This is a genomic window from Paraburkholderia sp., assembly GCF_049581445.1.
GTDB lineage: Bacteria > Pseudomonadota > Gammaproteobacteria > Burkholderiales > Burkholderiaceae > Paraburkholderia.
In genome coordinates this window covers 19776-34712 of sequence record NZ_JBAURZ010000078.1, presented here as the reverse complement: position 1 = coordinate 34712, position 14937 = coordinate 19776, and the positions used below count along the sequence as shown (strand labels likewise).

Annotated in this window: 12 protein-coding genes and 1 pseudogene; 7 read left to right on the top strand and 6 right to left on the bottom strand. The window is 61.7% G+C overall.

What is annotated here, in order from left to right; genetic code table 11:
- Window positions 1-191 precede the first annotated feature (191 nt).
- The 6 genes and pseudogenes from WCA85_RS06375 to WCA85_RS06350 form a co-directional block, all read right to left on the bottom strand.
- The gene (locus tag WCA85_RS06375; RefSeq protein WP_424062320.1) at window positions 192-3932 is read right to left on the bottom strand and encodes an ATP-binding protein; all 3741 of its coding nucleotides are present in this window, start codon (window positions 3930-3932) and stop codon (window positions 192-194) included.
- A gap of 85 nt (window positions 3933-4017) precedes the next feature.
- Window positions 4018-4764 (bottom strand): aquaporin Z, encoded by a 747-nt coding sequence (gene aqpZ / locus WCA85_RS06370; protein WP_424062319.1) that lies wholly within the window; start codon window positions 4762-4764, stop codon window positions 4018-4020.
- A 241-nt stretch (window positions 4765-5005) separates the two neighbouring features.
- Window positions 5006-5650: a response regulator gene (locus WCA85_RS06365; RefSeq protein WP_424062318.1), complete on the bottom strand. Its 645-nt coding sequence runs from the start codon at window positions 5648-5650 to the stop codon at window positions 5006-5008.
- 115 nt (window positions 5651-5765) lie between these two features.
- On the bottom strand, window positions 5766-6470 hold the full coding sequence (locus tag WCA85_RS06360) for a response regulator (RefSeq protein WP_424062317.1): 705 nt from the start codon (window positions 6468-6470) through the stop codon (window positions 5766-5768).
- Between the two features lie 186 nt (window positions 6471-6656).
- Window positions 6657-7307: a response regulator gene (locus tag WCA85_RS06355; RefSeq protein WP_424062316.1), complete on the bottom strand. Its 651-nt coding sequence runs from the start codon at window positions 7305-7307 to the stop codon at window positions 6657-6659.
- A 483-nt stretch (window positions 7308-7790) separates the two neighbouring features.
- Window positions 7791-8105, bottom strand: a pseudogene (locus WCA85_RS06350) (MFS transporter); the annotation flags it as partial.
- 127 nt (window positions 8106-8232) lie between these two features.
- Between WCA85_RS06350 and WCA85_RS06345 the strand changes: the two are divergent.
- The 7 genes from WCA85_RS06345 to WCA85_RS06315 all read left to right on the top strand — a co-directional run bounded on the left by WCA85_RS06345 (window position 8233) and on the right by WCA85_RS06315 (window position 14926).
- Window positions 8233-9099, top strand: coding sequence for a LysR family transcriptional regulator (locus WCA85_RS06345; RefSeq protein WP_424062315.1), 867 nt, complete (start codon window positions 8233-8235; stop codon window positions 9097-9099).
- A 470-nt stretch (window positions 9100-9569) separates the two neighbouring features.
- Entirely contained in the window at window positions 9570-10286 is a 717-nt protein-coding gene (locus WCA85_RS06340; protein WP_424062314.1) for a c-type cytochrome, read from the top strand.
- A 98-nt stretch (window positions 10287-10384) separates the two neighbouring features.
- Window positions 10385-11674: a c-type cytochrome gene (locus WCA85_RS06335; RefSeq protein ID WP_424062340.1), complete on the top strand. Its 1290-nt coding sequence runs from the start codon at window positions 10385-10387 to the stop codon at window positions 11672-11674.
- Window positions 11675-11765: 91 nt separating this feature from the next.
- Complete coding sequence (locus tag WCA85_RS06330; RefSeq protein ID WP_424062313.1) at window positions 11766-11942, top strand: hypothetical protein; 177 nt, start codon at window positions 11766-11768, stop codon at window positions 11940-11942.
- 2 nt (window positions 11943-11944) lie between these two features.
- The gene (locus WCA85_RS06325; RefSeq protein WP_424062312.1) at window positions 11945-12517 is read left to right on the top strand and encodes a cytochrome C oxidase subunit II; all 573 of its coding nucleotides are present in this window, start codon (window positions 11945-11947) and stop codon (window positions 12515-12517) included.
- The gene (locus WCA85_RS06320) at window positions 12504-14129 is read left to right on the top strand and encodes a b(o/a)3-type cytochrome-c oxidase subunit 1 (RefSeq protein WP_424062311.1); all 1626 of its coding nucleotides are present in this window, start codon (window positions 12504-12506) and stop codon (window positions 14127-14129) included. The genes WCA85_RS06325 and WCA85_RS06320 overlap by 14 nt, the downstream gene beginning before the upstream one ends.
- Window positions 14126-14926, top strand: coding sequence for a c-type cytochrome (locus WCA85_RS06315; RefSeq protein ID WP_424062310.1), 801 nt, complete (start codon window positions 14126-14128; stop codon window positions 14924-14926). Before WCA85_RS06320 ends, WCA85_RS06315 begins: the two co-directional genes overlap by 4 nt.
- The last annotated feature ends 11 nt before the right edge of the window (window positions 14927-14937 follow it).

Sequence of the window (14937 nt, the reverse complement as noted above, 5' to 3'; positions counted from 1 at the left end):
AGTCAATCATCGCCATTTCGCGAGCTATGCTTTGGGTAGCGAGAAGTGACTCCTTCATCGAAGGATGTCTCCAATCTTTAACGCGGCTTCGGCCGCGTTTTTTTTCGTCTGCACTATTGGCGGTGGCGCTGCGTCGGTCCCACAAATGATGCTGGCCGACCCCACTCTCCCGGGCGTCCGACCGATTCGGACTATGCGAGCAAGGCCGCCTGTTCTTCGATGCCGTCGAGCATCGCATTGCATTTACGCATCAATACGAGACCGTCGTCGCGCAACCTGTCGGGGCGATTGGCGGTGATAGCGCACCGATAGTGATCCAGCGCGGCGAGCAGCGGCGCATATTGAAGCACGCCGGCCGCACCCGCAATTCGATGATGCCATTCCCGCAATTGCCCGACGTTCGCCTCATCCAGCAGGGGTGACAACGCCTTGACGTCGTCGCGCACAGACGTCACAAACGAAGCGAGGAGTGCTTTCACGGTCGATTCGCTACCCCACAACTGGATCATGTGAGCGAGGTCAACAGGGACGAACGCTTCAGCGAATTCGTGCGCGGGCGCTTCGGTGACGGGCGGTTTGGTTGTCACTTCCGCTGGCACGCCTAGCCGCGTCCCATCCGCACCGAACCAGCGGCTCAAATGCTCGCGCAAAGTGGCGAGACGGGTTGGTTTGACGAGGCAGTCATCCATGCCGGCGTCGCGGCATTGGGTCAGGTCTTCGGGCGCGGTGTTGGCTGTGATGCCGAGAATAGGCAACGGCTGCGCACCCGTGGGCTTCGCCTCTTCCGCTTCCCGAACCCGACGGACCAACTCGTAGCCCGACAGATTCGGCATGTGGCAATCAGTGATCAGGCAGCCGTAGCTCGTGTCTTTCAGCGCGGCGAGGGCCTCAACTCCGTCGTTCACCACATCGCACGCGAAGCCTAGCAGCGCCAACTGGTGACGGATCAACTCCTGGTTGACCGGATGGTCCTCCGCCACGAGGATCAAGCGGCCGCTAGCGATCGCACGTGCTCGATCCGGCGGCGCCACGCCTGCTTCGACAGTCTCCCGCGTCCGCGCTGGCGCGGGTGACAGGCCGGTCAACGCAGCGGCGCAAGCCGCGCCGAGACCACGCCACGAGATCGGATTGGTACTGACGCGCACTGCGTCATCCACGATGCGGTAACCGGTTGGCTTGGGTTTTTCCGTCAAGCAGATCACGCGTGAAGCGCAAGCCGCGGAATGCGGCAGCGCAAGGCCTTCGCTCAGGAAAATCAGGTCCATGTCCGCCAGCGCGGCGGGATCGCTGAGTTCTATCGCGCCCGGCTCCACGCAACGCAGGTCGATCCCCAGTGCGTCGCCAAAATGCAGTAACGCCTCGCCGACGCGAACGTCGGAGACTGCCACGAGGCCCCGTTTGCCGCGTAGACCGCTGACCTTGTAGCGTAGTCTTTCGACCGGCATCTCGAGCCGCAGGGTCATACGGGTCCCGACGCCCAGCGTGCTCTCCAACTCGAGCGCCCCACCCATCAGCGCTACCAGCTTGCGGCAGATCGTCAAGCCGAGACCGGTGCCGCCGAAGCGCCGCGTCGTCGACGATTCCGCCTGCACAAACGGCTCGAAAAGAAGCGCCTGAACATCCGGCGCAATGCCGATGCCGGTGTCTTTTACGGTCATTTCGAGGGTTTGCGCGCCGGGCGTCTGTTTGACGACGGCTACACAGACGTCGACCTCGCCGGCCGGAGTGAACTTGATCGCATTGCCCAGCAGATTGAACAGAATCTGGCGCAGCCGCACGCTGTCGCCGCGCAAGCTGGCAGCAACCTCGGGCGCGATGTCGACCCGTACTTTCAGCCCCTTCTCATGCGCGGGTCCGGCGAGCAGGCCAACTGCGTTGTCGACGAGATCGCGCATATCGATCGGCTCGGCTTCGATAGAAAGTCGTCCGGCTTCAATCTTCGAATAGTCGAGCAGGTCGTCGAGAATCTGTAATAAGGCACCGGCGGACTCGTGAATCATGCCCAGCATTTCGCCCTGATCGGCATTCAGACGTGTGCGTTCCAGCACTTCTACGAGCCCGAGCACGCCGTTCATCGGCGTGCGGATTTCATGACTCATCATTGCCAGGAACTCGTCTTTGGCCCGTGAAGCAGCTTCGGCAATGTCGCGGGCGCGCGCTAGCTCGTCTGCGCGGGTGTGCTCCGCGCTCGCATCTACCCAATAGCCGCTCCATACGACGCTGCCAGTTGGGTCTTCGCGCTGCGGCACCAGTCCCGCGCGGACCCATTTGAGGCCGCCAGGGCCGTCTGAGCGAAACTCCATGTGGATCGGCGTTTCGGAGCGTGCGGAAGCCTCGAGCTCGGCCAGCACGCGAGGCCGGTCTTCCGCCCACACACGGTCAAAGTTGAGTTCGCCGGCGCTCGTCATTTTGCTGCCGTCGCCGCCCAGCAAATGTCGCGTATCACCGCCAATGTAGGGGAATGAATAACCGCCGGTCGCGTCGCGCCGAAGCTGGAACACCACAGCCGGCAGCGAGCGGGTCACGTCGAACAGGCGCCGCTCATTCTCGCGCGCGAGCACTTCGGCGTGCCGGATGTCCGTGATGTCGACCACCGTGCCCAGAACACAGGAAGGTTTGCCGTCGACACCCCTGCACAGACTGGTCCAGAAGAGACCGTGGCAAACCTCGCCAAATCGCCCCTTGAACTCCAGTTCCACCTGCGATCGTTCGCCGGACGCCACGACCTCGCGCGTCACCTCCTCCAGCCGGTGGCTGTTCAGCGGCCCCCATGCCTGCACAGCATCGCCGGTCTGGCCAATCACCTGTTCACGCCGCAGTCCGGAGCATAGTTCGTACGCACGGTTAATGGCGAGGTACCGGCCATCCAGATCCTTTGCGACGAGTGGATACGGCACCGTCTCCATCATGGTTTGCTGAAAATTCAGTTGCGATGCCAACGCGCGTTCCGTCTGCTTGCGCAGTTTCACTTCTCTCTGCAACAGCAGGTAAGCACGCAGCGTTACCACCAGCACCACACCAATGCCAATCAGCAAAGGCAACAGACGAACCGCCGTGACGCTCCAGACGCCGCTTTCGCCGGCGTTGCCGGTCGCCCACTCCTCGCGGATGCGTTGCTTGTCAGCCGATTTCAGAACCAGTCGTCGCGCGGCGACGTTCACCGGAGACTCGACACTTGCGCCAAGCCAGCGCGCGCCGATGGCGGCGGCGTCCGCGGGAGAAATCGACGCGAGCGCGCGATCCAGCTGGTCGCGCAGCGCTTTATGATTGGACGCTACGGCAAAGCGCAGTTCGCTGGGCCGGGTGCCGTCCTCAAATGCAATCCGCAGATCGGGGTATGCATTGCCGCTGAGCGCACTATGCACCGCAGGCGTGAAACCCAGGTAGGCGTCGGCTGTGCCCTGCTCGATGGCGAGTAAGGCAGATGCCGTGTCCACGAAAGTCTCGATCCGCGCACGCGGAAAGCGCCCGCGCAGCATCCTTTCCAGCGCGAACCCGCTTTCGATCGCGATGCGGGCGTTGCCCAACTGCGCGACGTCGCCCTGGAAGGCGCTATCGTGAACATTGACCACCACGGACGTCGTGGCCCGGAAATAGGGGGAGGTAAAGCTGAGGCTGTGTTCGCGTTCGGGGGTGCGGGCGAGACTCATCAAGAGGTCGACCTCGCCTGCGGAGGCTGCCGCGAGAAGCTGCGGCATGTCGGGAAACACCTTCGGCTCAATGATGACGCCCGGGCCGACCAGCGCGCGCAGGTAATCCGCACTCAAGCCGGACAGGCGACCGTCTTTCTGCACTTCGAAGGGTGCCCAGCCCGCCGCGAGGACGCCCACCGTCAGCCGGGGCGGGAATGAGGGCGTGGGGCCGAGCGCCACAGTTGCGGCGAACCCGAACTGCGCAGCGATCAGCATCAACGTAGCGGTAAGCGTCTGCACGAGTCGTCGCAGAGACCGAAGCGCAGTGCGAACAGGTGAGTTCGGAATATTCATGACGGGCGCGAGCGACGCAAACGTGCGGAGGTCAGACGGCTTCACCGTGCTCCTCCCGCGAACCGTTCAGGCTGCAACGCGGCTTGCCCCACAGAAAGGAGTACAAGACACCGGCAAGAATGCCGCCAGCCATGGGTGCGGCCCAGAACAGCCAGAGTTGGTCCAGCGCCCAATCTCCGACCAGCAGCGCCGGACCGGTGGAACGTGCCGGATTCGCCGCCCCGTTAGTAATGGGCAGCGCAACCAGATAGATGAGCGCGAAGCACGCGCCTTTCACAAAGGGCGCCACCGAACGCGAGACACCTCTGCGCGACATCATCAGATTCGTCATCACGAACGCGAACGACATCACCAGTTCAATCACGGCCGCTGAGTGCAATCGATAGTCGGATGGCGAGTGGTCTCCGAAGCCGTTGGCGCCGAACTCGCTAGCCGCGAGATCGAAGCCTGGGCGCCCGCTCGCCACATAGGCAAGCAGGGCCGCGCCCGCCGCGGCGCCTAGAATCTGGGCGGCGATGTACGGCACCAGGTCGCGAATGGGAAAGCGATTGGCGGCGGCGAACCCAATCGTCACCACCGGATTGAAGTGAGCACCGGACAGGCGTCCGAGCGCATACGTGGCGGTTGCGAGGGCAAGACCGAACGCAAGCGAAATCTCCAGTACGCCATAACCCGGCTGACCGCTCCCCGCATTCGTCACGATGCTGCCGCAGCCAATGAACACCAGCCACGCCGTGCCCGCTCCTTCGACCGCCAACCGCTTACCCAAGGCCACCATTTCGTCCCCTCTATACGAGCCGCACGGCGCAATAACGCCCACCGTTCGTCGTCCTGGCACTATGCAGATTTGTTAGTTCATGTCTGCATGCCGAACTATTTCTCGATAAAGAGATGAACTTTCGTCACTGATCTGCATGCTCATTACAAGTATGAGATCGCAAAGCTGACCCTCTAATCAGACGACTCTTAAATCAAAAAACTATTCCCGACACCACGCTGGAAATTTCTCCGAGCTGGGTTCAGGTCAGACCAATCTGATGCGCGTATTTGATCAGGGCAGCATCCGAATCGAGCCCCAGCTTGCGCATCGCACTCCGTTTTTGCGTGCTGATCGTCTTGGCGCTGCGGTCGAGCCGCGCCGCAATCTGCTGGATCGGCATGCCCTGTACATACAGACGGAACACGTGCCACTCGCGCGCGCTCAGAATCCCCACTCGGGGATAAGCGAGAGCGCCCGCTTCGTCGAAAGCGCCTCGCACATACGCCGATAGATACTGGTGGCCGGCGACTACCGCATCGATCGCGTCGACCAGCGCATCGGTCGTGTCGCGCTTGTCGACGATCGCAGCTACACCAAGTTGCAGCAGGCCAGACAAGGTCGGCGGATGGCAGATCATGGTTAGCACCACGATCTGCGGACGCGGCATGTCGCGAAGCACGCGCCGCAACATCGACGTTGCGTTGTGCAGGCCGTCAAGATCAGGCATCCCGATGTCGGACACGACAACATCACAGCAACAGGTGTCGAGAAGTTCGGCGAGCGACTGCACATCCGTCGCCTCGCCCACCAGCGTCAAGTAAGGCACCGCCTCCAGCAGTTGCCTCACGCCGAAGCGGACGCAGGCATGGTCGTCAGCTACGATGACTCGAATATTCGGATTCATTTTATTTTTGTGGATCTGACTGAGACTCCGTGCACACAGTGCGTCCCCAGAAGTCATCAAGCCGTTTTTTTTGTTATCGCCGCGCAGGTTTAACCTGCGCGGCATGCGTTGCAGATCAGTTTGCCGACCCGCGTCGCCCCTCCTGCATCTCCTGCGTGAGCACACCGTGCTCGACCGCAAACCGGAACAGCTCGGTGTCGCTGTGCAGCGCGAGCTTGCGCATCGCAGCGCACTTTTGCGCACTGACCGTCTTGACGCTGCGTCCGAGTCGAGCCGCGATTTCCGTCACGCCCACGCCCGACGCATAGTGCGTAAGGACTTCCAGCTCACGCGGCGACAACAGCCCCCGGACGAACTCCAACCGCCGCACCACAGTCGCATCGGCGATCAACTTGCGCACCGCGGGTCCGATATAGCACTCGTGCGCGAGGGCGGAGACGATCGCCACATGAATCAGGTCAATGCGATCGCGCTTGCTCACCAGCGCATCCACTCCAAGCGCAATCACCTTCTGTAACGCAACGGATTCCGTCTCCATGGTCAACACCACCAGCGCCGCATCTGGATAGCGCCTCTTGAACTGTCTGACGGCGTCGAAGTCATCCGTCTCGACAGCGTCAGGCATGTACAGATCCATCACCGCAAGGTCGAATTCGATTTGATCGGCCTGCTCAAACAGTTCCGCCGCGTCGGCAGCACGTCCGACAACCTGCACATTAGGGAAAGCAGACATCAGACTCTCGATCGCGAACAGAACGAGCGGGTGATCGTCCGCGATGATCGCCCGAATAGGCGTATTTGATTCGGTGTTTTCTCTCATTCTATTTGGCTCCCCCGTTTGGAAATTCCCCTCGTTCTCTTTCGGAACAACTGGCCCTGCGGTGAGAATCAAACATTTTGGATTACACAAACATAAGATTGCTCCGAAATGCCGACTCAAACGAACATCTGCTATTGAATTACCTCGCTATGTGACTAAATCGACTCAATTACCTTAATTTTCAGATTACCCCGTTACCTTGACGTGAGCTAACAGACCAGGGACGTTCCTCACGCCGAGCTTAGACATTGCGAGGTGCTTCAGACGATTTATGGCGCGCACATCCTGTCCAAGCAATCGGGCGATTTCAGATACCGATTGGCCTCGTACGAACATGCCAATTACCTCCGCCTCATTGGGCGAAAGCGTGCGCATGGCAAGCGTGTCGGCTGACTCGCCGTCGGCGTCGGCGTCGGTAAGTGCAGCAACGATCGACGGGCTCACGAACGTACACCCAGTACGCGCACGACGGACCGCCGCGACAAGTTCGTCCAAGGATTCGGTCTTGTTGAGCATGCTCACCGCATCATCGGAGATCACGGCGCGCAGGATGGCGGCGTTTGCGACGCTGGTGAGGACGATCACATGGAGCGCCGGCCAGCCAGAGCGGATGCGCCTCACGAGACGCACGCCATCTTCCGCTGCGCCACCGGTTTCAGGCATAGTCAGGTCGGTCACCACGACATCACAGGCAACTGTCTGCAACAGATGAATCAATGAAGTGGGATTTGCCGCTTCTCCGACAATCAGAATGTCCTGATGCGCTGAGAATGCTGACCTGACACCGAGCAAGACGAACGGGTGGTCGTCTGCCAATACGACTCGAAGCTGCACCATACTTTCTCTCATTTGCTTAAAATCCATGCGAAACGGATATCTCGACGAGGCGCCATTTCGCGTCTAACTCGCGCTGCTTTGACTCACGGCAGCGTCGATGCGGCGCGGCAGCGTTCACTCATGGAATCAATTTTGACTCGCCAGCAGAATGGGAGATTTCTGAATCCTTTCAATTTTCAAACCAGCCTTACTCAATCAATAAGGAATGCGTATATTTGTCGTGGGAATGAATGCGGCGACGATGCATGTCGTTGACCACGCGCGTCAGATCGTAGGAAGCACGGGCGCAGGATCATCCTACAAAACAGACGCCCGGCGTCACACCAACGCTTCGCGAAACACACCGCTGGGTACCTCAAGCTATCCGCGCGCCAAAGCCTCAGCAGGTGTCGTGATCGCACGCGGAAACACGGGCAACGCGATCAACGCAAACATACAGGCCACGCCCCACACCAGAGGCCACGAGCCAAGCGAAAGCAATGGCGCCATGCCCGCGAGCGCCACCGCCGTCGTGCCCAGACCCAGCAGCAACACCGGTCGGTCGCCCCAGCGGTCGGTCAGCAAACCCCACGGCAATTCGCTCGTCGCAACGCCGAGTCCCAACATGCCGAGCGCGACGCCAAGTCCGCTATTGCCCAGGTGATACCCGGCGCGCAACAACACGGCCGTCGTCGGAATGCCGGAAAACGCTGCCGCAAAGCTAACATTGGCTGCGAAGCCGACGCCCAGAACCTTCCATCGATGGTCAAGCCCGCGCGCCTCGCATGCAGGCACAACCGTTGATATGCCGCTTCCCATGACGCCCCCAGCAAAGATGAACTAGAGGCATCGTACGGCTGGACTCATCATCGGAAAATCAGGAAAATCAGATCACTTCCATCGGATATGCCGAATCATGAGCGCACGCGGTTTCGACCTGAACTAGTTGCAGACCTTTGTTGCAGTCGCCGAGTCAGGCAGCGTGTCGGCGGGCGCAGAGCGGGTTTTCCTGTCGCAGTCCTCGGTTAGCGAGCAGTTGAAGAAACTGGAGGAACGCGCCGGCCAGCCGCTATTTGTGCGCAGCAAGCAAGGCGTCGCCGCCACTCAGGCAGGCGCACGGCTGCTCGACCATGCGCGCCGCATTCTCGCGATGAGCGAAGCGGCGCTCGACGACCTGCAGGGCCGCTCGCTCGATGGTGAACTGCGCATTGCTATCACCGATTACTACCGTCCACATGACATCGCGCGGATCCTTAAGACGTTCTCGGAGCAACACCCGCGGCTGAAACTGCACGTCACGGTTCTGCCGAGCGCAGTGATCGACAGCAGCGCGGCAGAGAACGACGCCTTCGATATCGGCCTGTCGTTGCGGCTCGTCGTGCCGGCCAGCCGCCGTGCCAGGGGCAACCACGTCGGCCCTCGCACGCAGAGCAGCGTGGTACGGCGCGAGAAGCTGATCTGGGCCATTGCGGCAGATGCCAATCCCCACGTAAGCACGCCTTACCCGCTGGTTCTGCTGCCGTCCACCTGCCAACTCCAGCGCTTCGTGGTGAAATTACTGGACGAACGCAAGGTGCCGTACCTGATCTCACATTCGGCCTCGGGCGTGGCGGGTCTGCAACTGGCGCTGAAAGCCGGGCTCGGTATCGGTTGCCTGAATGAATCGTCGCTCGGTGCGGGGGTCATAGCCTGTCCGCCCGGCGTGACGCTGCCGGCGCTGCCCGAAGTCGAGTTTCATCTGCTGCCGGGACGTGCCGACGAGAACGCCCACGTGAGCAGTGCAAGAGTCGCTTTAGCCCGCCTGTTTAGCTGACGCGCGGCGCGTCACCTATGCCTGACACACTCCGTGCCACCTTCCGTTTCGCCTTCCGGCCCGCGCCGCGACTGCCGCAAAAAGCGACGTTGAAAGCGCTCAGGATGCCGCCTATGATTATCCGTACCCCATGGGAAAGCAGCTTTTACCGCTTCGCTGGCGTTCACTGGAACGTCATCCCTGCACGCTCGGGCCTACGCTGCCACAATACGAGGCAGGCAAATACGGCAAGCAAAGCCAGGTTCATCTGCTGGCTTCTGCGCACTGCGCATTGTTAAAGAAAAGCTAAATGGTCGTCCGATTGTGCTCGGCGCTGTACATACCTTATCGACCTGCCTGAATTTCTGATTCCCGGTTTCGCTGTCGCGGTCTAAAGCAGGTTTGAAGGGCTCTCATGCAAACGGCATTCGCGTGTCACATGCATGAGAAAAATATGCGTAACAAACGCGTTATCCCCGACGAGGCTTGGCGTGCATCGCAGAACTATCGGATCTTCAATTCTGTTTCTGGTTTGCGCCGCGTGGGCCTGCGCCACACTCGCCGCAACTGACGCGGCCGCACCCATGCCCTCCGCAATGGACCAGCGCGTGCGGGCCTGCACCTCCTGTCACGGCGCCCAAGGCGAGGGACTCAACAACGACTATTTTCCGCGGATCGCCGGCAAGCCCGCGGACTATCTGTTCAACCAGCTGACCTCGTTTCGCGACGGCGGCCGCACCTACCCGCCGATGGGCTATCTGCTCGCCTTCCTGCCCGACGACTATCTGCGCAAGATCAGCGAGTATTTCGCGGCCTTGCAGCCGCCCTATCCCAACGCGGATACCGGAAGCGTCTCGCCCGCCGTACTCGAGTACGGCCAGCGGATCGTCACGCACGGCGATCCCGCACGTAAACTGCCTGCCTGCGCCGCCTGTCATGGCGCGCGACTCACCGGTACGCAGCCGGGCATTCCGGGTCTGCTGGGACTGCATGCCAGCTATATCGCCGGGCAGATGGGGACCTGGCGCTCCGGCACGCGCCACGCCGTCGCGCCGGACTGTATGCACTCGATCGCCGTCAAGCTGACCGACAAGGACATTACCGCGGTATCGAGCTGGCTGGCACGCCAGCCGCGTCCGGCCGACCCCACGCCCGCAACGACACAGGCCGGGCCGCTGCCATTGGCCTGTGGGAGTCAACCGCAATGAAGCCGATCCTTCTTCCGGTTGTACAACTTCTGCGCGCTGGCCTTCGGGCGTTTGCAGCACGTCCGGCTCGATTCGCGACAGCCTTCGCCGCTTTTGTCATGCTGGCGCTCGTTGCGCCTGGCTCGCAGCCCGGTCTGATCTCGGCCGCGCGCGCCGCGAGCGATGCATCGGCAACGCCGGCCGCACACCAGACAACATCAACGAAAGCAACGGCCGCCGCCGACACACGCCCAGACATCGTCAAGCGCGGCGAATATCTGGCGCGAGCGGGCGATTGCATCGCCTGTCACACTGCGCCGCGCGGCAAGATGTTCGGCGGCGGCCTCGAGATGGAAACCCCATTCGGTACGCTGTACTCCCCGAACATCAGCCCTGACGCGCAATACGGCATCGGTGCATGGAGTCCAGACGCGTTCTTCCACATGATGCGCACCGGCATCACGCCCGACGGCAAGCTGATCTACCCGGTCATGCCGATCGCCCAGTACACCAAGGTCACCCGCGAAGACTCGGATGCGATCTTCGCGTATCTGCAATCGGTGCCGCCGGTACGTCAGGCTAGCCGTGCACCTGAACTGAAGTTTCCGTTCAATCAGCGCAAGCTGCTGCTCGGCTGGCGCACGCTGTATTTCCACGAGGGCGAGTTCAAGCCGGATCCCACCCGCTCGGTCGAATGGAATCGTGGCGCGTACCTGGTGGAAGGCCTCGGACACTGCACCTTGTGCCATACGAAGATCAACCTGCTGGGCGGCTCGTCGAAGCGCGACCAGTTCGCGGGCGGCCTGATTCCCGTGCAGAACTGGTACGCGCCGTCCCTGACCTCAGACAAAGATGGCGGACTCGGCGACTGGAACGTCAAGGACATCGTCGACCTGTTGCAGGCCGGCATCTCGGATCGAGGCGCAGTCTACGGCCCGATGGCCGAAGTGACCTATCACAGCCTGCAATACATGACCGACGACGACATCAAGGCAATGGCCGCCTATCTGAAGACGCTGCCTGACAACGACCCCGGCCGCAAATCGGGCCCGTCCGCGCCGACCAATACGAAGGTCTTTGCACTGGGAGAAAAAATCTACGCCGACAAGTGCGCGCTATGCCACGGTCAGAAAGGCGAAGGCCAGGTACAGCACTACCCGCCGCTCGCGAGCAACCAGTCCATCGAAATGAACTCCGCCGTCAATCCGATTCGCATCGTGCTGAATGGCGGCTTTCCGCCCGGCACGCAACGCAACCCAGAGCCCTACGGCATGCCGCCGTTCGGGCAGCAGTTGAACGACACCGACGCCGCCGCCGTGGTGACATACATTCGCACCGCGTGGGGCAATCATGGCGCGCCGGTCACAGAGCATGAGGTGAACGAACTACGCAAGGCCCCGCTGCACTGATGGCTTGACCGATCACCGCATTGGACCACTCGGCGCGCACACCCTGATCGTGCGTGAACCGTTCTAAACGTTGTTCTGGAGAACCCGTTAGATGGACGACAACGACTCCCTGCAAGCCACCCCACCAACGGACGAAGAGGTGGAACGCGTGGTCGCGGCTGGACCTCACGGCGCGGTTGCCGTGGCCGGTGTCGCCGCGCTGATCGTCATGGTGATCTGGTTCGGCTTCTACTTCCTCGTGTTCCTGCCGCGCGGCGTCGTCCACTGATCATGTCATCACCCACTCCCGACCATCCGCAACACGGCCACGCCGTTGCGCTGCGCGCCGAACGCCGCTGGGCCATCTTCGCCTCCGGCCTCATCCTGTTGATGCTGGTCATAGTCGTTTTTTCCGGCCTGCATTGGGCCATGATGCCGCCGTCGCGCGTCGAGACGGTGGACCCGACCCGCTTGCAGTTATCCGGTGAATTCGTCGAAGACAATCTGGGCTCGGCCGTCGAAGCGGACGGCTCGGTGGTGGTGCGCTTCATCGCGCAACAGTATTCGTTCACGCCGCAGTGTCTGCTGGTGCCCGCCGATACGCCCATCACCTTCCGCACGACGAGTGCAGATGTCGTGCACGGCCTACTCGTGACCGGCACGAATATCAACACAATGGTCGTGCCGGGCTACATCTCGACGCTTGCCACGAGCTTCGACCATCCAGCCGATCATCTGATGCCTTGCCACGAATTCTGCGGCTTCGGCCATCAGACGATGTGGGCGCACGTGAAGGTCATCGACAAGGCCACCTTCTTCGAGCAGGCACGACAATCACGGAGGTTGAGCTGTGTTTCTCGCTAAGCGACTCGTTCTCGCGCATTTCTGGCTCGCCTTCATCGGCTTTCTGCTGGCGCTCTTCATGGGGGCGTGGCAGATGCTGGTGCGCAGCCCGTTGCATCCGTGGGTGGGCGACCCTGAGCTCTACTATCGTTCGGTGACCGCGCACGGCACGGTGATGGGCTATGTGTTTCCGACTCTCGTGGCCATGGGCTTTGGTTATGCGATCGTCGGACTTGCGCTACGTCAGCCGCTGGTGGGGCTCAAATGGGCATGGACGGGGTTCTTCGTGCTGGCTATCGGCGCGGTGGTCGCGATGATCCCCGTCTCGATGGGCGACGCGTCGGTGCTCTACACCTTCTATCCGCCGATGGTCGGCAGTGCGCTCTATTACATAGGCGTCGTGCTGGTGGTGGTCGGCTCGTGGATCTGGGTCGCGCTGATGGGCGTGAACCTGCGGGTCTGGAAGCGCGCCAATCCGGGTAAGCCCGTGCCGCTTGCGATGTTCGCCAACGTGGCCGGCGCGTATCTGTGGGCGTGGACCGCCGTCGGCGCCGCGCTCGAAATCCTGCTGCAGATCCTGCCGGTCGCGTTCGGCTGGAAAAACACCATCGACGCCGGCCTCTCCCGCGTGCTGTTCTCGTGGACGCTGCATGCGATCGTCTACTTCTGGCTGGTCCCCGCCTATATCGCCTACTACACGATAGTGCCCGGCGCGATTGGCGGACGTCTCTACAGCGATTCGATGGCGCGTGTGTCGTTCATCATGTTCCTGATCTTCGCGATGCCAATCGGCATTCACCACCTGTTCGCCGACCCGCAGGTCGGCGCGGGCTTCAAGTTCATGCATGCGGTGTTCACCGGGATGGTGTCGGTGCCGACGCTGCTCACCGTGTTCACGATCTGCGCGTCGGTCGAGATCGCCGGCAGGTTGCGCGGCGGCAAGGGCGCGTTCGGCTGGCTGACTGCCCTGCCCTGGCGTAATCCCATGATGCTTGTGCTGGCGTTTTCGTTCGTGATGCTCGGCTTGGGCGGCGCAGGCGGCCTGATCAACATGAGCTACCAGTTGAATTCGAGCGTCCACAATACGCAGTGGGTCACCGGGCATTTCCATCTGATCTTCGGCGGCGCCATCGTGATCATGTACTTCGCGATCGCCTATGAACTGTGGCCGCACCTCACCGGACGCGCGCTGTGCTCGTTGCGCCTCGTGCGCACGCAACTGTGGTTGTGGTTTATCGGCATGATGGTCGTCACGCTGCCGTGGCACTACGTGGGCCTGCTCGGCGCGCCGCGCCGCATGGCCTACTACGACTACAGCATGCCCGGCTTGCAGGAGCAGGCGGTGTGGGTGGCGGTCTCGGCATTCGGCGGCTTTATCCTGCTGTCCGGCGGCATCCTGTTCATCTACATCCTCGCCAAATCGCAGTTCGGACCACTCGTGCAACCGAAGGAGTTCCGCTTCAGTCTCGCCACTTATCCGGTGGAACGGGTGCCCGCCGCGTTAAACGGCTTCGGCTTGTGGGTGACGCTGATGATCGCTCTGACGGTCGTCAATTACAGCGTGCCGATCTTCAATTTGCTGCTGCTGCCGCAGACCTCCGTGCCGGCGGTCGTCGTTGGAGCCCCGCGATGAATCAAGAACGCGTCTTCAGCATGCGCAACCCCTGGTTCGTCACCAGCGTGGGGGGCATCATCGCGCTTGCTGTGATCTCGGTCCTGATCGGCTTTATCTGGTTGCCGTCGGCCAACGGCGACTTCAGTGGACGCGGCCTGTGGGCAACAATCTGCAGCGCGGCAGGCGCACCGTCGAACTGGTACGGCGGCGGGTCGAACGTGGCAGGTCCTGCGCCAAGCGATGTTGTCGTTCTGCCGCCCCACTACGTGAGCGTCGACCAGGCTTCGATCGGACGTGGCGCGACGCTCTCCACGCAGAACTGTTCGATGTGTCACGGGGTGCTCGGCACCGTGCAGGTCACGGCACCCGCGCTCGCCGGGCAGTATGCGGATGTGATCTACAAGGAGTTGCGCGACTATCAGAGCGGGCTGCGCGCCAATGCCATCATGCAGCCGATCATTCACGCCCGCAGCGATCAGGATCTGCACGATCTGGCGGCGTACTACGCGTCGCTACAGCGCGCGGCGCCGGCTGAACCGAATGCTTCACCAGACGCTAATGCGGAGAAGCTCGCCATGCAGGGCGACCCGATGCGCAATATCGCGCCCTGCGCGGCGTGTCATGGTCAGCTCGACCGTAAAGGTGCGGCGCCGTGGCTTGGTGGGCAGTCGTCGGTGTACCTTGCCGCACAGATGCAGCGCTTCGCGACCGGCGAGCGGCACAACGACATCAACGAACAGATGCGCAATGTCGCGCGTCACCTGACGCCGCAGGAAATCGACGGTCTCGCGAAGTACTACGCCGCCCAGCCTTGAGCGGCCACGCG